18 protein-coding genes are annotated in these 15,708 nt (G+C 63.7%); 9 read left to right on the top strand and 9 right to left on the bottom strand.

The annotated features are described in order from the left end of the window. Positions 1-2: 2 nt before the first annotated feature. Both argC and speB read right to left on the bottom strand, forming a co-directional pair. Positions 3-935: an N-acetyl-gamma-glutamyl-phosphate reductase gene (gene argC, locus DPM33_RS23010; RefSeq protein WP_112099844.1), complete on the bottom strand. Its 933-nt coding sequence runs from the start codon at positions 933-935 to the stop codon at positions 3-5. 29 nt (positions 936-964) lie between these two features. Continuing rightward, entirely contained in the window at positions 965-1,966 is a 1,002-nt protein-coding gene (gene speB, locus DPM33_RS23005) for an agmatinase (protein ID WP_112099698.1), read from the bottom strand. A 124-nt stretch (positions 1,967-2,090) separates the two neighbouring features. On the opposite strand from speB, the gene DPM33_RS23000 reads away from it, so the two are divergent. Together DPM33_RS23000 and DPM33_RS22995 are read left to right on the top strand one after the other, a co-directional pair. Next, positions 2,091-3,305, top strand: coding sequence for an acyltransferase family protein (locus DPM33_RS23000; protein WP_112099697.1), 1,215 nt, complete (start codon positions 2,091-2,093; stop codon positions 3,303-3,305). Between the two features lie 84 nt (positions 3,306-3,389). Further along, a complete protein-coding gene (locus tag DPM33_RS22995) occupies positions 3,390-4,448 on the top strand; it encodes a glycerophosphodiester phosphodiesterase family protein (RefSeq protein WP_112099696.1) in 1,059 nt (352 codons plus the stop codon). 200 nt (positions 4,449-4,648) lie between these two features. Here DPM33_RS22995 and DPM33_RS22990 read toward each other — a convergent pair whose 3' ends face one another. Then, positions 4,649-5,521 carry an aldo/keto reductase family oxidoreductase gene (locus DPM33_RS22990; RefSeq protein ID WP_112099695.1) on the bottom strand — a complete coding sequence of 291 codons (873 nt, stop codon included), beginning with the start codon at positions 5,519-5,521 and terminating at the stop codon, positions 4,649-4,651. A gap of 95 nt (positions 5,522-5,616) precedes the next feature. Here DPM33_RS22990 and DPM33_RS22985 point away from each other — a divergent pair, with 95 nt between their 5' ends. Then, positions 5,617-6,525 (top strand): LysR family transcriptional regulator, encoded by a 909-nt coding sequence (locus tag DPM33_RS22985; protein ID WP_112099694.1) that lies wholly within the window; start codon positions 5,617-5,619, stop codon positions 6,523-6,525. 59 nt (positions 6,526-6,584) lie between these two features. Here DPM33_RS22985 and rpsI read toward each other — a convergent pair whose 3' ends face one another. The 3 genes from rpsI to DPM33_RS22970 form a co-directional block, all read right to left on the bottom strand. Then, positions 6,585-7,055 (bottom strand): 30S ribosomal protein S9, encoded by a 471-nt coding sequence (gene rpsI / locus DPM33_RS22980; protein ID WP_112099693.1) that lies wholly within the window; start codon positions 7,053-7,055, stop codon positions 6,585-6,587. Further along, the gene (gene rplM / locus DPM33_RS22975; RefSeq protein WP_073989574.1) at positions 7,055-7,519 is read right to left on the bottom strand and encodes a 50S ribosomal protein L13; all 465 of its coding nucleotides are present in this window, start codon (positions 7,517-7,519) and stop codon (positions 7,055-7,057) included. Before rplM ends, rpsI begins: the two co-directional genes overlap by 1 nt. A 225-nt stretch (positions 7,520-7,744) precedes the next feature. Beyond that, positions 7,745-8,209, bottom strand: coding sequence for a PaaI family thioesterase (locus tag DPM33_RS22970; protein WP_112099843.1), 465 nt, complete (start codon positions 8,207-8,209; stop codon positions 7,745-7,747). Positions 8,210-8,362: 153 nt separating this feature from the next. Between DPM33_RS22970 and DPM33_RS22965 the strand changes: the two genes are divergently transcribed. The 5 genes from DPM33_RS22965 to DPM33_RS22945 all read left to right on the top strand — a co-directional run bounded on the left by DPM33_RS22965 (position 8,363) and on the right by DPM33_RS22945 (position 12,309). Further along, positions 8,363-9,184, top strand: coding sequence for an enoyl-CoA hydratase (locus DPM33_RS22965; protein WP_112099692.1), 822 nt, complete (start codon positions 8,363-8,365; stop codon positions 9,182-9,184). A 44-nt stretch (positions 9,185-9,228) separates the two neighbouring features. Continuing rightward, positions 9,229-10,005, top strand: a complete 777-nt coding sequence (locus tag DPM33_RS22960; protein ID WP_112099691.1) for an AAA family ATPase — start codon at positions 9,229-9,231, stop codon at positions 10,003-10,005. Further along, positions 10,002-10,523 (top strand): CoA-binding protein, encoded by a 522-nt coding sequence (locus DPM33_RS22955; RefSeq protein ID WP_112099690.1) that lies wholly within the window; start codon positions 10,002-10,004, stop codon positions 10,521-10,523. The genes DPM33_RS22960 and DPM33_RS22955 overlap by 4 nt, the downstream gene beginning before the upstream one ends. Positions 10,524-10,682: 159 nt before the next feature. Continuing rightward, positions 10,683-11,963, top strand: a complete 1,281-nt coding sequence (locus DPM33_RS22950) for an O-acetylhomoserine aminocarboxypropyltransferase (RefSeq protein WP_112099689.1) — start codon at positions 10,683-10,685, stop codon at positions 11,961-11,963. Position 11,964: 1 nt separating this feature from the next. After that, positions 11,965-12,309: a cupin domain-containing protein gene (locus DPM33_RS22945; RefSeq protein WP_112099688.1), complete on the top strand. Its 345-nt coding sequence runs from the start codon at positions 11,965-11,967 to the stop codon at positions 12,307-12,309. A 14-nt stretch (positions 12,310-12,323) separates the two neighbouring features. Here the strand turns inward: DPM33_RS22945 and DPM33_RS22940 are convergent, their stop codons facing one another. From DPM33_RS22940 to DPM33_RS22930, 3 genes are all read right to left on the bottom strand, one after another. Further along, on the bottom strand, positions 12,324-13,031 hold the full coding sequence (locus tag DPM33_RS22940) for a transporter substrate-binding domain-containing protein (protein ID WP_112099687.1): 708 nt from the start codon (positions 13,029-13,031) through the stop codon (positions 12,324-12,326). A gap of 51 nt (positions 13,032-13,082) precedes the next feature. Then, a complete protein-coding gene (locus DPM33_RS22935; RefSeq protein ID WP_112099686.1) occupies positions 13,083-14,321 on the bottom strand; it encodes a cytochrome P450 in 1,239 nt (412 codons plus the stop codon). A 192-nt stretch (positions 14,322-14,513) separates the two neighbouring features. Continuing rightward, on the bottom strand, positions 14,514-15,242 hold the full coding sequence (locus DPM33_RS22930; RefSeq protein WP_112099685.1) for a hypothetical protein: 729 nt from the start codon (positions 15,240-15,242) through the stop codon (positions 14,514-14,516). Positions 15,243-15,343: 101 nt separating this feature from the next. On the opposite strand from DPM33_RS22930, the gene DPM33_RS22925 reads away from it, so the two are divergent. Further along, positions 15,344-15,697, top strand: a complete 354-nt coding sequence (locus DPM33_RS22925; RefSeq protein ID WP_425373569.1) for a DUF6949 family protein — start codon at positions 15,344-15,346, stop codon at positions 15,695-15,697. Positions 15,698-15,708: the final 11 nt, after the last annotated feature.

Below are 15,708 nucleotides of genomic sequence, written 5' to 3'. Positions count from 1 at the left end.
GCTCAGTGCTCGATGCCGAGCATCAGGTCGAGGTTCTGCACCGCGGCCCCCGACGCGCCCTTGCCGAGATTGTCGTAGACGGCCATCAGCAGCGCCTGCGCCCGCTCGTCATTGGCGAACACATAGACCTTCATCCGGTTGGTGCCGTTATAGACCTCCGGGTCGATCTCCGGGATGCGCTCCATATGCGTATAGGGCGCGACCTCGACCACGCCGCCTTTGATGGACGCGTAGTGGTCGGCGATCGCAGCGTGGAGTTCGGCGCCTGTCGGCACGCGGTCGAGACCGCCGAGTTGCAGCGGCACCACGGTGATCATGCCTTGCGCGAAATTGCCGACCGCCGGCTGCATGATCGGGTCGTGCGACAGCTTCGCATAGGCGCGAAGCTCCGGCACATGCTTGTGCTGCAGCGTCAGGCCGTAGGGCAGGAACTCGGGCGCGTCCTCACCCTTGCCGACATAGTCCTCGATCATCGGCCGACCGCCGCCGGAGTAGCCGGAAATGCCGTTGACGGTGATCGGGAAGTCAGGGGGCAGCAGACCGGCCGTAACCAGCGGCCGCAGCGTCGCGATCGGACCTTGCGGCCAGCAGCCGGGATTGGCGACGCGCGTCGCGCCGGCAATCTTCCTCGCCTGGTCCTTGTCCATCTCGGCAAAGCCGTATTCCCAGCCCTGGGCGACGCGAAATGCCGTCGAGGCGTCGATCACCTTGGTCGTGTCGTTTTCGATCAGCGACACGCTTTCCTTGGCGGCGGCGTCCGGCAGGCAAAGGATCGCGACGTCGGCCGCGTTGAGGAATTCGGCGCGGGCGGCAGCTTCCTTGCGGCGTTCCGTCGGGATGGAGATGATCTCCAGGTCGCCGCGGTCGGCAAGCAGCGCCCTGATCTGCAGTCCAGTCGTGCCGTGTTCGCCGTCAATGAAGATCTTCGGTTTCATCTCTTGCCAAATTCCCTGCGATTCCAAGCCTATATGCCGTGCGCGTGATTTGCCGCCGCATGATTGCCGTTGTTCAACTCTTCCGCCCGCGCCTTTCGCTCCGCCAGTAGGCCAAGATAGTGCACGGCGATGATCGATCCGGCGATCGCCGTTATATCGGCATGATCGTAGGCCGGCGCAACCTCGACGACGTCGGCGCCGACGATGTCGATCTGGCCGAGCTGGCGCAGCGTCGACAGCATCTTGGCCGAGGACGGGCCGCCTGCCACTGGCGTGCCTGTGCCGGGCGCGAAGGCCGGGTCGAGGCAATCGATGTCGAAGGTGAGATAGGTCTTCTTGCCGCCGGTGCGCTCGACGATCGCATAGGCGATGTCGGAAGCCCTCATTTCCTCGACTTCGTGGCCGTAGAGGATCTTGATGCCGAACGTATCCGGCGCATGCGTGCGGATGCCGATCTGGATCGAGCGGTCCGGATCGATGATGCCTTCATTCACCGCACGAGCGACGAAGGAGCCGTGGTCGATGCGCTTGCCGTCGTCCGGCCAGGTGTCCTGATGCGCGTCGAACTGCACCAGCGCCAGCGGTCCGTGGATCGCGGCATGCGCCTTGAGCAGCGGCCAGGTGACGAAATGGTCGCCGCCGAGCGTCAACAGGAACGCGCCTGATTTCAGGATCTTGGCGGCCTCGCGTTCGATCGTTCCGGGCGTCTTCTGGTGGTTGCCGCTGTCGAGCAGGCAATCGCCATAGTCGACCACCGAAAGATGCTCGAACAGGTCGCGCGAGAACGGGTATTGCGGGTCGTTGTCGAGGATCGCCGAGGCGCGGCGGATCGCCTGCGGCCCGAAGCGGGCGCCTGGCCGGTTGGTCACCGCGGCGTCGAACGGAATGCCCCAGACGACGGCGTCCGCGCCCTTCACGTCCTTCGTGTATTTGCGCCGCATGAACGACAGCGCGCCGGCATAGGTCGGCTCGAACGACGCGCCCGTCTTTGAGCGGGCGGTGAAGGCGTGGTCGATCTCTTGGCTCGCCATTACGGGTCCTCGGTTTTCATCGGGCAGCCACCACTACAGAACCGGCACGCAACATGCCAGTCACAGCTTGCGGAAACGAGGCGGCGCTGGGTGAGTGCCACGGCAACACAGGATCTGTATCATTATGGCTGAGACGGCTCTGCTCAACCTTGCGCCGGCACCGGCGGCGACCCGTGTCGGCACGGCGGCCGGCGAGCGCTTCCTGGTGCTGGATTCTTGGCGCGGCATCTGCGCGCTGCTGGTGGCGCTGTTCCACTTCCCGACGACCTCGACAATTTCGCAAAGCGCCTTTGTCGGCGGCTCCTACCTGTTCGTCGATTTCTTCTTCGTGCTCTCCGGCTTCGTCATCGCCAGCGCCTATGGCAGCCGGCTGAACGAGCAGGATGACCTCGCCCGCTTCGCCCTGGTGCGCTTCGGCCGCATCTATCCGCTGCATGTCCTGATGCTTGCCGCCTTCGCCGGCTTCGAGGCGTTGCGGCTCGTCCTGCCGGCCCTGCATGGAACGGGTCCCGCGCCATTTACCGGCGGTTTCGACGTGAAAAGCCTCATCGCCAACCTCTTCCTGCTGCAGGGCATGGGCGTTGAGGACCACCTGAGCTGGAACGCGCCGAGCTGGAGCATTTCGGCCGAGTTCTTCACCTATCTGCTCTTTGCCGCCGTCGTCTTCGCCGCTGGCCAGCGCGCCTGGATATGGTTCGTCGCCGCCGCCGTGACGGCGCCCCTTTTCCTGCTCGCGGTCTCGACGCGTCATATGGACGTGTCCTTCGATTTCGGCTTCATCCGCTGCCTTTACGGCTTCTCGCTCGGCGCGTTGCTTGCCTGGTTTCAGCACGATTCCATTGCAGAGGCGCGACAGGCATTCGGCAGTGGGGCAGGGCGCTTCGCCTGGACGCTGGCCGAGCTTGCGATGATCGCCGGGATCGCGCTGTTCGTCTCCTTGGCGGGCACCAACGACATCGGCATTGCGGCGCCGGTGGTCTTCGCGCTGGCGCTTTATCTTTTCGCCCATGAGGGCGGCTGGGTTAGCTTGTTTTTGCGCAGCCGGCCGATGCTGCTGCTCGGCTCGCTCTCCTATTCGATCTATATGGTCCACATCTTCGTCCAGGCGCGCATGATCAATGTCGGTGGCCTGATCGAAGGCAAGCTGGGGCTGGGCATCGTCGGCGATCTGATGCTGCGCGGCGACCATGCGACCGGCTTCGGCACCGGCTCGCCATGGATCAGTTTCGCGGCTCTGATCGCGATGCTGATCGCCGTCATCGTTGCGTCCTGGTTCACCTGGCGCTTCGTCGAAATGCCGGCGCTAGCGTGGTTCCGCCGCCTAGCCAAGCGGATCTGACTGGAAAAACTAGCCGGCTTCGTTCACCTGCATGTCATGGGCATCGCCTAACCGGGTCGCGACCCGGAACGGAGCGATTCCCCGATGCGAACACTCTGGCTGAGCCTTCTTCTGTCCACAGCACTTGCCGCCATCTCCGGCCAAAGTTTAGCCGGCGAGACACGCGCCGCCCAGATCCTCGACCGTTTCGAACATGCCAATCAGTGGCGCGACCATGTGATGATCGCCGCCCACCGCGCAGGCAGCATGCAGGCTCGCAAGATGCTCTACGCCGAGAATTCGCTGGCCGCGGTCGAGGGCTCGATCGCGATCGGCGCCGAGATCGTCGAGGTCGATATCCGGCGCTCGCAGGATGGCGAGTTCGTCGTTATGCACGACAGCTGGCTCGACCGCACCACCACCTGCAAGGGCGAGGTGGTGAAATATACGCTGGCGGAGCTGAAGAAATGCCGGCTGGTCATTGAAGGGACAGGCGCCGTCACCAATGAGACGGTCTCGACGCTGCGCGAAATGCTGCTCACGACCAGGGACCGGATCCTCATCAACCTCGACAACAAGCTGGAGGTGAACGACCTGCCAGGCATGATCGCGGTGGCGCGCGATCTCGGCATGGCCGACCAGGTGATCGTCAAGGAGAACCTCTGGAACCGCCAGCGCATCGACGCCGCCAGGACAGCCCTTGCCCAGGCAGGCGGCGGCTTCCAGTTCATGCCGATCCTGGCCGACGACGCCGTGCATGATGCCGCTTTCGCCGGCGAGGTCGTCAAGGCCTTTGCACCGCGCGCCATCGAATTGATCAACTGGCGCAATGGCGCCGAGACGCTGACGGCGACCGGCGGCCCGCTGTTCGGCAATCATATGCGGGCGGAAGCGGCCCGCGGCGACTGGCACCTCTGGGCCGACACCTACGCCATCGTCAACAAGCCCGGCGGCTTCCTCGCCGGCGGTCGTGGCGACGAGCTCGCCGTCGCCGCCAGCCTGCCGCGCGAAGCCTGGGGTTTCTGGGTCGACCGCGGCGCGACGATCATCCAGACCGACGAGCCGAAAGCGGCAATCGAGTGGCTGGCAGCCAATGGCTATCGCGTGCCTTATACGACGGACATCAAGCAGGCTGAGCCGGCGCATACGGCGAGTATCAATTAACTGGCGTCAGCGCTTCACCCCGCCCGGCGCTTCGCGCCGACCTTCCCATCGAGGGGTGGTAGAGCGTCGTGCCAATCTGCCGTCGCCACATACCTGCGAAATCCACAATGCTAAACCAGCGTTTGAGCTTAAAGCGCTGCGCCTTACCTCTCCTTGATGGGGAGGTCGCGCCGCAGCCGCGGGCGGGGTGCTGCGCCGACCTACGCGGCTTTCGCCACGCCATCCAATTCATTTAACACCTCAGCCGATAGCTTCAGCTCCGCCGCCGCGAGATTCTCCCGCAAATGCCCGACCGACGACGTGCCCGGGATCAAAAGGATGTTGGGCGAGCGCTGCAACAGCCACGCCAGGGCCACCTGCATCGGCGTCGCGCCAAGCCTTTCCGCCACGCCGGACAGCGTCGAGGATTGCAGCGGGTTGAAACCGCCGAGCGGGAAGAACGGCACATAGGCAATGCCAGCGCGAGCGAGCTCGTCGATCAGCGCGTCGTCGTCGCGATGCGCCAGATTGTACTGGTTTTGCACGCAGACGATCTCGCAGATCTTGCGGCCCTCCGCGATCTGGGCACGGGTGACGTTGCTCAGGCCGATATGGCGCACCAGGCCTTTGCGTTGCAACTCCGCAAGCTTGGTGACCTGCGCCTCGATGGAGCCTTCCGCCGGACCATGCACCCCGAACATGATGCGCAGATTGACGACGTCCATCGCCTTGAGGCCAAGATTGCGAAGGTTGTCGTGGACGGCCTGCTCGAGCTCATCGGCTGTAAAGGCCGGCAGCCAGGAGGCGTCTTCGCCGCGACGGGCGCCGATCTTGGTGACGATGGTAAGGTCGTCCGGGTAGGGCGACAGCGCCTCGCGGATCAGCTTGTTGGTGACGTACGGACCGTAATAGTCGCTGGTGTCGATATGGTTCACGCCCTGGGCCACAGCTTCGCGCAGTACGGCGATGGCCGCGTCATGATCCCTCGGCGGGCCGAACACGCCTTTGCCCGCAAGCTGCATGGCGCCGTAGCCAAGGCGGCGGACCGAGCGGTCGCCGAGTTTGAAAGTGCCGGATTTGTCTAGACTGGACATCGTGGTTCTCCTTCGCTGTCGGCGAGTGAGATAGGGCATGGCCGCTGTCCCGATAACCGGGTATAACCAGCACGACCTGTACGGAATTACGAACAATGGCGGCTGATCTCAACGATCTCGGGGCATTCATGGCCGTGGCACGCGCCGGCGGCTTTCGCGAAGCGGCCCGCGTGACGGCAGGCAGCGCGTCCGTACTCAGCGAAGCCATCCGCCGACTGGAAACCCAGCTCGGTGTGCGGCTCTTCAACCGCACGACACGCAGCGTCGCCTTGACCGAGGCAGGCGCCGGCCTGCTGGCGCGTCTTGGCCCCGCGCTGGGCGAGGTGGAGGCCGCGCTAGACGTCGTGAACGGCTTTCGCGACCGGCCCGCGGGCACCTTGCGCCTCAATGTGCCGATCAGCGCCTCGCGGCTGGTGCTCCCGAAAATCGTTCCGGGATTTCTCGCTGCCTATCCGGCCATCCGGCTGGAGGTGATTGCGGAGGAGAACTTTGTCGATCTGCTGGCGGCCAGCTGCGATGCCGGCATCCGCTATGACGAGCGGCTGGAGCAGGATATGATCGCCGTGCCGATCGGTCCGCGCACGCAGCGTTTCACCACCTCGGCCGCACCAGCCTATCTCGATCGCCACGGCCGGCCGCAACACCCGCGTGACCTGCTTGGCCATGCGTGCGTACGCGGCCGCTTTCCCAGCGGGGTCATGACGCCTTGGGAGTTCGAACGCGACGGCGAGGTAGTGCGGGTCGATACCACGGGGCCATTGGTCGTCAGCATCGGTGGAGGCGTCGATCTCGCTATCGATGCGGCGATCGCCGGCGTCGGCATTCTCTGGCTGTTCGAGGACTGGGTGCGCCCGCATTTCGAGAGCGGCGTGCTGGAACCGGTGCTGGAGCCGTGGTGGCAGGAATTTTCCGGGCCGTTTCTTTACTATCCCGGGCGCCGTTTGGTGCCGGCGCCACTGCGCGCCTTCATCGACTACATCAAGACGCCGGCCGGGCACTGGTAACCGGAAACAAAAAGGCCGCTCTCGGGCGGCCTTTTCGAAATGCTTGGATTTCGTGGCGCTTAGCGCTTCGAGAACTGGAAGCTGCGGCGGGCCTTGGCCTTACCGTACTTCTTACGCTCGACCACGCGGCTGTCGCGGGTCAGGAAGCCGCCCTTCTTGAGCACCGAGCGCAGGCCCGGCTCATAGTAGGTCAGCGCCTTGGAGATGCCGTGACGCACGGCACCGGCCTGGCCGGAGAGGCCGCCGCCGATGACGGTGGCGACGATGTCGTACTGGCCGGCGCGGTTGGCCGCGACGATCGGCTGGTTGAGGATCATCTGCAGCACCGGACGCGCGAAATAGGCCGCGAATTCCTTGTCGTTGACAGTGATCTTGCCGGAGCCCGGCTTCACCCAGACGCGCGCGATGGCGTTCTTGCGCTTGCCGGTGGCATAGGCGCGGCCCGACTTGTCGAGCTTCTGGACATGCACGGGCGCGGCCGGCTGCGCGGCGACGGTGCCGAGTTCTGCGAGCGAGGAAAGCTCAGCCATTACGAGGCCCTCTTGTTCTTGGAGTTCAGCTTGGCCACGTCGAGCGCGACGGGCTGCTGGGCGGTGTGCGGATGCTCGGCGCCTGCATAGACGCGGAGATTCTTCATCTGGCGGCGGCCAAGCGGGCCGCGCGGGATCATGCGCTCGACGGCCTTCTCGACGACGCGCTCGGGGAAACGGCCCTCGAGCAGCTGGCGCGCGGTGCGCTCCTTGATGCCGCCGGGATGGCCGGTGTGCCAGTAGTAGACCTTGTCGGTGTACTTCTTGCCGGTGAACACCACCTTGTCGGCATTGATGACGATGACGTTGTCGCCATCATCGACATGCGGGGTGAAGGTGGGCTTGTGCTTGCCGCGCAGATGATTGGCGATGACGGTGGCCAGACGACCGACGACGAGACCTTCGGCGTCGATCAGCACCCACTTCTTCACCACATCCGCAGGCTTCTGCGAAAAGGTAGCCATGGTTTTGCTCTCACGTTGACCTTCCCTGCCAAGGGCAGGAAAAGGCGTTTCTTGTTGCTTGGATTGGCTTGAGCAGCCGGAGCCGCCCGCCAATAACAAAACGGCGGCCGCTGTGGGCCGCTGCTTCGGGAGGGCTTATAGGCGAGGGTGCCTGATGCGTCAAGGCAACGGAAAACAAGCGCATCGAATAAAATAATGCAAAAACAATGGTTTGAATAAGTGGTATTATTTTACCACATCATTCTCGCGCTTCCTTGGGATCGAATAGGTACCGGTGGCATGCGCGACGGTGTGGCCATCCAGGCCCGCCACGATGTCGATGTCGAACACCATCAGGCTCTTGCCCAGCTTCAGGATCCGGCAGTGGCCGTCGATCGGGCCGGCTTCGGCCTTGCGCATGAAGTTGATGTCGAGGTTGACCGTCACCGAAAGCGCGTCCGGCCCGGCGTGGCTGAGCACGCAGACATAACCGCCAATGTCGGCCAGCGTGAACAGCGACGGCCCCGAGACCGTGCCACCGGGGCGCAGATGCCGCTCGTCGGCGTTGAGACGCACCGTGCAGCCGCCCGGAAACACGTCGATCGCCTCATAGGAAGTGAAATTGTCGTTGAGCTGCGGATAGACGCTCGCCATCAGCGCGTTGACTTCGGCCGCGTTGAGCATCGGCTTCAGATTGCTTTGGGCAGGCATGGGCGGCGTCCTATATGAGATGGCAAGCTCCGGGCGATATGCCTGGACCAAACGGTGCGACGGAGAAAACACGCCTCGCGGCTGTTCTTCAACCGGCAGCGTGCTAGTTCTGTTGCTCCATGCGCCGCGAGCGCTGAACCGAAAGGTTGGAAAGTGGCTGAAGTCGTTGCCATCAAGCCCGCCGTCGCCGACGGTCCCGTTCTTGCCAGCCAGGACAAAGGTGTTCTGCGCCTCACGCTCGCCGGCCCGCCGGCCAATGCGCTGTCGCTGGCGACGATGGCGGCATTGCAGGCCGAGTTCGATCGCGTGAAGGCCGACAAATCCGTGCGCGTCATCATCCTGGCAGCCTCCGGCAAGGTGTTCTGCGCCGGTCACGATCTGAAGGAATTGACCGCGCACCGCGCCGAGCCGGACCGCGGTAAGGCCTTCTTCGAAAAAACCTTCGCCGCCTGCGCGAGCCTGATGCAGACCATCGTGCGCCACCCGAAGCCGGTGATCGCCGAGGTCGATGGCCTTGCCACGGCCGCCGGCCTGCAGCTGGTCGCGAGCTGCGACCTTGCCATCGCCTCGCACGAAGCGAGTTTCTGCACGCCGGGCGTCAACATCGGCCTGTTCTGCTCGACGCCGATGGTAGCGCTGTCGCGCAACGTCTCGCGCAAGCAGGCGATGGAAATGCTGCTTACCGGCGAGACGATCGACGCCGCGACCGCCAAGGAATTCGGGCTGATCAACCGCATCGTGCCACGCGAATATCTGAATCAGGTCGTCAACAAATACGCGCAAACCATTGCCTCGAAATCATCTTTGGTCGTCAGGACCGGGAAGGAAGCGTTTTATGCTCAGGCCGAAATGGGGCTGGCCGACGCTTATGCCTATACCGGCCGCGTAATGGTCGAAAACATGCTGGCGCGCGATGCCGAGGAAGGCATCGGCGCCTTCATCGGCAAGCGCAAGCCGGAATGGATCGACGAGTAGCCGGTTTGAATGAAGCCGCGACATTCCATCGCTGAAGGTTCGACGTGGCTGCCCGCAAGCAACTGACACGGCTGAAGGCGCCTTATCTCAAGCGCATCCTGCTCGAGCCGTCGCGCGTCGCCGACTGGGAGCAATATCCCTGGAGCCTGCCGCTCTTCCGGGAGCGCGCATTCGAGTTCGAATTCGCTTCGGCCATCACCATCATCGTCGGCGAGAACGGCACCGGCAAATCGACGTTGCTCGAAGCGATCGGAGCCTTGGCCGGCTATGACGAGGCTGGTGGCGGCAAGGGCTACATGCCCGTCGATCATTCTCGCGCAATCGACAAGAGCGGCGCAGGGCTGGCGAGCGGTTTCCGGTGCCACTGGCTGCCGAAGGTGACCGCAGGTTGGTTCTTTCGCGCCGAGTCTTTCTATTCGGTTGCGCGCTATCTCGACGAGGCCGCGCGGGAATCCGGCGGTGCGCCACCCGATTTCCTGTCGTGGTCGCATGGCGAAGGCTTCATCCGCTTCTTCGAGGAGCGCTGCCGCCGGCAAGGCATCTACATTCTCGACGAGCCCGAAAGCGCGCTGTCGCCGACGCGCCAGATCGAACTGCTCAAGCTTTTGCAACGCATGGAGCAGTCCGGCACCGCGCAGGTGATCATGGCCACGCACTCGCCGCTGCTGATGGCTTGTCCGAATGCGCGGCTCTTCCGCATCAGCCGCTTCGGCCTCGACCCGGTCGATTTCCAGGACACCGATCATTTTCGCATGATGCGCGACTTCTGCAGCGACCCGGCTGCCTTTCTCGCCGAAGCGCTGTATGAGGACGAGCCATGAATCACGACACCTACGACAACGCCTACATCGCCGGCATCCTGAATTCGGTGAAAACCATCGCCATGGTCGGCGCTTCGCCGAACGACGTGCGACCGAGCTACTTCGTGCTGAAATATCTTCTCGCCAAGGGTTTTTCGGTGTTTCCGATCAACCCGGGCCATGCCGGCAAGGAAATCCTTGGCCGCACGGTTTATGCCAGTCTGGCCGACCTGCCGCAGCCAGTCGACATGGTCGATATTTTTCGCGGTTCGGCAGCCATACCGGGGATCATCGACCAGGTGCTCAAGCTCGACCCGCTGCCCAAGGTCGTCTGGATGCAGCTCAGCGTGCGCCATGACGAGGCCGCTGCCCGTGCCGAGGCAGCCGGCATCAAGGTGGTGATGAACCGCTGCCCGAAGATCGAATATGGCAAGCTGTCGGGCGAGATCGGCTGGACCGGCGTCAACTCCGGCGTGCTGTCGTCGAAGAAGCCGATAATGCGACAGGGTTTTCAGAGCTTCGGCGTGCGGCAGAAATAGGCAAGTACAGCTCGCGCAAAATTATTCCGGGAAGAAATGGATTTTCTCGGGCGTTCGCCCAAGGTCGCACTCCGAAAGGTATTTTCTTCTTTGCATTCCCACCCGGGCTTCGCCAAGAATGCCCGGCGATTTTCGAACGGTTAGGAGAGGGAGATTTCGATGACCCGTACGCCTGGTTTCAACACGCTAGCCGTTCATGCCGGCGCCAAGCCGGATCCGGCAACCGGCGCCCGCGCCACGCCGATCTACCAGACGACCTCCTTTGTCTTCGACGATGCCGACCATGCCGCCTCGCTATTCGGGCTGAAGGCCTTCGGCAACATCTACACCCGCATCATGAACCCGACGCAGGCGGTGCTCGAGGAGCGCGTCGCCGCGCTCGAAGGCGGCACGGCGGCGCTCGCCGTCGCCTCGGGCCACGCCGCGCAGGTCATCGTCTTCCACAATCTGATGCAGCCTGGCGAAAATTTCATCGCCGCCAACAAGCTTTATGGCGGATCGATCAACCAGTTCGGCCATGCTTTCAAGAATTATGGCTGGGAGGTACGCTGGGCCGACGTCAATGACCTCTCGACCTTCGAGAACCAGATCGACGACAAGACCAAGGCGATCTTCATCGAAAGCCTCGCCAATCCCGGCGGCGCCTTCGTCGATATCGAGAAGATCGGCGACATCGCCCGCAAGCATGGCCTGCCGCTGATCGTCGACAACACGCTAGCTTCGCCCTATCTGGTGCGGCCGATCGAGCACGGCGCCGACATCGTGGTTCATTCGCTGACCAAGTTCATCGGCGGCCATGGCAATTCGATCGGCGGCGTCATCGTCGACGGCGGCACATTCGACTGGTCGAAGTCGGGCAAATATCCGATGCTGTCGGAGCCGCGACCCGAATATGGCGGTCTCGTGCTGCACGAGACCTTCGGCAATTTCGCTTTCGCCATCGCGGCGCGCGTGCTCGGCCTGCGCGACCTTGGCCCGGCGATTTCGCCCTTCAACGCCTTCCTGATCCTGACCGGCTTGGAAACCCTGCCGCTCCGCATGCAGCGCCATTGCGACAACGCCGTGAGTGTCGCGGCCTGGCTTTCGAACCATCCGAAAGTCGCGTGGGTGAACTATCCTGGAGTGCCGAGCGACAAGAACAATGCTCTGCAGAAAAAGTACTCGCCGCAGGGCGCCGGAGCCGTCTTCACCTTCGGCCTCAAGGGCGGCTACGAGGCCGGCGTCAAGTTCGTCGAGGCGCTGGAGCTGTTCTCGCATCTCGCCAATGTCGGCGACACCAAGTCGCTGGTCATCCATCCGGCCTCGACCACGCACCGGCAGCTGTCCGACGAGCAGAAGATCAAGGCCGGCGCCGGGCCGGATACGGTGCGGCTGTCGATCGGCATCGAGGACGTCAACGACATCGTCGCCGACCTCGAACAGGCGCTCGGCAAGGTCTGATATGTCGGCCTTTCTTACGGTCAATATCGACAGCGTCGAACCGGAGGCCGGCGCGCCGGCCCCGGACCGGGTGATCTCGGGCGATCCGAAATTCCGCACCTGGAATGTCGAGGAGCGCGACGGCGGCCTCTATGCCGGCATCTGGGAAGCGACGCCTGGCAAATGGCGCATCGCCTATGATGAATGGGAATTCTGCCACATCCTGTCCGGCGTCTCGGTGATCGCCGAGGACGGCGGCGAGGCGCGCACCGTGAGGGCCGGCGACAGTTTTGTGCTGAGGCCGGGGTTCAATGGCACCTGGGAAGTGCTCGAAACGACGCGCAAGGAATATGTGATCAAGCTTTGATCGCTTCGCAGTACTCAGAGCAGCCGGTCGATATCGCTGTCGGAAAAGCCATGTTGGCCCATCATCTCCCGGTGCCAGGCGCTTCCGAGCAGATCACCGAGGCATTGATGGACACGCCGGCGCAGCGCGTCGTTGCCTTTGGCCAGAGCGAAAGCGCCTGCGGCGGGCAGCCGTTCGGAAACAGGCACATCGATCACATCGAGCAGCGCCCCAGGCCGTGCGTTGACATAGCCGCGATGCGCCATGGCGACGCTGGCATAGGCGTCGGCGCGGCCTGCCGCGACGGCTTCGGCTGCTTCGGCCTGCGTGGCGAAAATCCTGACCCGCTGCGGCGGCACGCCGTTTTGCAGCGCGGTCTGGTGCTGGATCTGGCCCGATATCACCGCGAGCACGGCGGAGGGATGGCGGGCGACGGAGCTATAGCCGTTCAACTCCAGCGGATTGCCTTTGACGACCATCAGCCCGTCCGGCAGTGACCAGATCGGCCGCGTGAAGTTCACGAGCTTGCTGCGTTCCTCGGAGATGAACAGACCGGTCGTCATGTCCCAGCGGCCTTCGGCCAAACCGGGGAGCAGTTCAGCGAACTCCGCCTCGATCGATGAGAAGTCCTCCGGCCCGAGCATCTGGCAAATCTTCTCGGCGAGCACCGCATCGCAACCGCCGAGGTTGCCGGCGGCATCGGTGAAGCAAAAAGGCGACTCCTGCAGGTAGGCGAATTTCATGTCCAGCTTCCGAGCGACGAATTCAGCTGTTCGAGGCGGATCGGTTCGCGGTCAAAAGGCCACGGCAACTCGTTCCAGCCCATGGAAATGGTAAGTGTCGCGGAAGCGCGGCGCCTCCGCTAGGCGCAGATCCGGCAACCGGTCGAACAGCGTCTTCAGGGACACCTGCAGTTCGAGCCGCGCCAGCGGCGCGCCGATGCAGAAGTGAATGCCGGCGCCGAAGGAGACGTTCTTCTGGTCCGTGCGGGCCGGATTGAAAATGCCGGGTCCATCGAATGCCAGCGGGTCGTGATTGGCCATGCCGAGCAGCAGCGCGACATTCTCGCCCGGCTTGACCACGATGCCCGGCGAAACTTCGATCTCCTCATAGGTATAGCGCAGGAACATATGCAGCGGCGCGTCGAAGCGCAGGCATTCCTCGACCGCCGCGACGTTCTTCTCCGGCGTGTCGAAGAAGCGGCGCGGATCGCCGCCTTGCGCGAGGATCGAGCGCACCGCATTGCCGGTCTGATGCACGGTCGCCTCATGGCCGGCATTGAGAAGCAGGATGGCCGAGGATACCAGTTCGTCCTCGGAAAGTTTCTGGCCGTTGTCCTGGGCCTCGATCAGCAGCGACAGCAGGTCGTCGCCAGGCTTCCTGCGCCGCTCGGCGACATAGCCGCGCAGGAAGTCGGAAAAGTCGCGCGCGGCGCGGTTGGCCGTATCCTCGACCTCGCGCGTGCGGCCGTGCATGTACATGGCGACCATCCGATGCGACCAGTCGAGCAGTTGCGGCCCCATCTCGATCGGAACGCCGAGCATTTCGGCGATGATGGTGATCGGCAAGGGCGAGGCGTAGGCGGGCAGCAGATCGACGCCGTTTGGCTCGAAGCGGTCGATCAGCTCGTTGGCCAAAGCCTCGATCCGCGGCCTGAGCCGCTCGACCTGGCGCGAGACGAAGGCGCGATTGACCAGCGTGCGCAGCCGCGTATGCACAGGCGGCTCCAACTCCAGCATGGATTTGGCCTCGATCGCGTCGAAGGCCACCAGATGCGAGCGGTCGTCGCCGACGCCGCGGCTGTCGGGAACCCCGGCCGGGTTCTGTCGGCCGAAGCGGCGGTCGCGCAGCAGCCGGCTGACGTCGTCGAACCCGCCGAAGCACCAAAAGCCGTAGTCCTCCCAGAAGAAGGCGTTGGCGACGCCATGCAGGAAGGCATAGGCCTCGTAAGGGTTCTGAACGAAGGCCGGCTCATGCGGGTCGAGACGCAGGCGGCGGCTGGCGGGGTCGAAGGCAAGATAGGCTGGCATCATGCTAAACCATTAGCGCGCCTTGTCAGTCAGATGCCAGATCGTATCTTGGAGCCCGTGAGGTCGAACCGTTGAGCCAGGCGTGCGGCAGGCATCGCGAGGCTGTCTACGACTTGGTCGCTCCAGGCCTGTAGCAATGCCTCGACGGCGACATCACTTCGGTATGATAGCCGGCTAATTGATCGAGCCGACGGCTCAGTGGCCCGTCTTCAGAATGGTCGCCGCCTTGGCTGCAATTGCCGCGTCGAGCGCAGGCCAATTCGCGAGCAGCTCGCGCGGGAAACGGTAGGTGAGGCTGAGATCGTCGCCGACCTGGAGGTCGCGTTCGCAGGGCGCCAGCGATTCCTCGGCGCTCGGACCGCTCAGGCAGCGGGCGACGAACGGATCCTTGCCAGGACGCTCGGCGACGACCAGCACCTCGTTCAGATAGCCTGATTTTTCGCTGAAGGCGTAAACCGTCGTGCCGCCCGGACCGGCCGTGCCCGGCTTTTCGATCAGGGCGCTGTAGATCGGCGCGAAGCGGCCGCTCATGTCGCGCGACATCATCCGCGGCTCGAACGACAGGAAAATGATCTTCCGGGTCGTCGCGTGGTTGAAGTCGTCGCGCGCGGCCGTGCTGTAGCCGTCCATCTCGGGATAGCGCAGATAGAGATCGAGCCGCGAGGCGATGCCGTCGCGCCTGGCCTGGTCGAAGCGGATGAAGTTCGCCGGCACGCTGATCAGATTGTTGCCCATGACGATCTGGCGCACCGTCGTGTCATCCGAATAGCCAGCCATGGCGATAGACCGCCCAAGCCATTTGCCGCCGACGCTGATCGCCACCGAAAGCAGCGCCAGCGCCGCGAAGATATAGAAGACCCGCTTCATCAAGGTCGAATCGACGACCTCGAAGTCCGGGCTCTCGGCGACGGTCGCCTGTCTCATTCGCTCTTCCCCGATCCGCCTACCTGTCCTGCAGCGGCACAGCCCGGGCGGCATGGCTCTTGCAGCGCGTTGGCACGACTGTGCGTTTTCATGGTAAACGGATGGTAAACATGGATGCCGTTGTGCTTGTTCTTTACGCTTTTGCGGTCGGTCTGACGGCCTGCGGACTGTCCGGATCTGCGATGGAACTGCTGTCCGGACGACGGCTGGCCTTTGCCGAGCCCTATGTCTCGTCCGTCCATATCCTGCGTTCGCTGGCGGCGACGGCTTGCGCCGGGCCGTTCATGCTCACCAACGAAGCCTTGGCCGCCAGGCGCGAGGGCCGCATCGGCACGATGGCGCTGCTGTCCTGCGGTTGCACCGCCATTGCCTGGGCGCTGGCCCTCGGCGTCGTGCTCATCGCCATTGCATCCTGGGCGACCGCCAACCTAGGGTCTTTCGAATTCGCTGGTTGAGACGATTCGGA

The organism is Mesorhizobium hawassense, assembly GCF_003289945.1.
GTDB lineage: Bacteria > Pseudomonadota > Alphaproteobacteria > Rhizobiales > Rhizobiaceae > Mesorhizobium > Mesorhizobium hawassense.
The sequence above is the reverse complement of the archived record's forward strand: the minus strand, read 5'-3'. Positions and strand labels throughout refer to the sequence as shown.

Excerpts from the sequence above, each read along its gene's own strand:
- argC (WP_112099844.1), bottom strand. The coding sequence starts at position 935 with ATGAAACCGAAGATCTTCATTGACGGCGAACACGGCACGACTGGACTG.
- speB (WP_112099698.1), bottom strand. The coding sequence starts at position 1,966 with ATGGCGAGCCAAGAGATCGACCACGCCTTCACCGCCCGCTCAAAGACG.
- DPM33_RS23000 (WP_112099697.1), top strand. The coding sequence starts at position 2,091 with ATGGCTGAGACGGCTCTGCTCAACCTTGCGCCGGCACCGGCGGCGACC.
- DPM33_RS22995 (WP_112099696.1), top strand. The coding sequence starts at position 3,390 with ATGCGAACACTCTGGCTGAGCCTTCTTCTGTCCACAGCACTTGCCGCC.
- DPM33_RS22990 (WP_112099695.1), bottom strand. The coding sequence starts at position 5,521 with ATGTCCAGTCTAGACAAATCCGGCACTTTCAAACTCGGCGACCGCTCG.
- DPM33_RS22985 (WP_112099694.1), top strand. The coding sequence starts at position 5,617 with ATGGCGGCTGATCTCAACGATCTCGGGGCATTCATGGCCGTGGCACGC.
- rpsI (WP_112099693.1), bottom strand. The coding sequence starts at position 7,055 with ATGGCTGAGCTTTCCTCGCTCGCAGAACTCGGCACCGTCGCCGCGCAG.
- rplM (WP_073989574.1), bottom strand. The coding sequence starts at position 7,519 with ATGGCTACCTTTTCGCAGAAGCCTGCGGATGTGGTGAAGAAGTGGGTG.
- DPM33_RS22970 (WP_112099843.1), bottom strand. The coding sequence starts at position 8,209 with ATGCCTGCCCAAAGCAATCTGAAGCCGATGCTCAACGCGGCCGAAGTC.
- DPM33_RS22955 (WP_112099690.1), top strand. The coding sequence starts at position 10,002 with ATGAATCACGACACCTACGACAACGCCTACATCGCCGGCATCCTGAAT.
- DPM33_RS22950 (WP_112099689.1), top strand. The coding sequence starts at position 10,683 with ATGACCCGTACGCCTGGTTTCAACACGCTAGCCGTTCATGCCGGCGCC.
- DPM33_RS22945 (WP_112099688.1), top strand. The coding sequence starts at position 11,965 with ATGTCGGCCTTTCTTACGGTCAATATCGACAGCGTCGAACCGGAGGCC.
- DPM33_RS22940 (WP_112099687.1), bottom strand. The coding sequence starts at position 13,031 with ATGAAATTCGCCTACCTGCAGGAGTCGCCTTTTTGCTTCACCGATGCC.
- DPM33_RS22935 (WP_112099686.1), bottom strand. The coding sequence starts at position 14,321 with ATGATGCCAGCCTATCTTGCCTTCGACCCCGCCAGCCGCCGCCTGCGT.
- DPM33_RS22930 (WP_112099685.1), bottom strand. The coding sequence starts at position 15,242 with ATGAGACAGGCGACCGTCGCCGAGAGCCCGGACTTCGAGGTCGTCGAT.
- DPM33_RS22925 (WP_425373569.1), top strand. The coding sequence starts at position 15,344 with ATGGTAAACATGGATGCCGTTGTGCTTGTTCTTTACGCTTTTGCGGTC.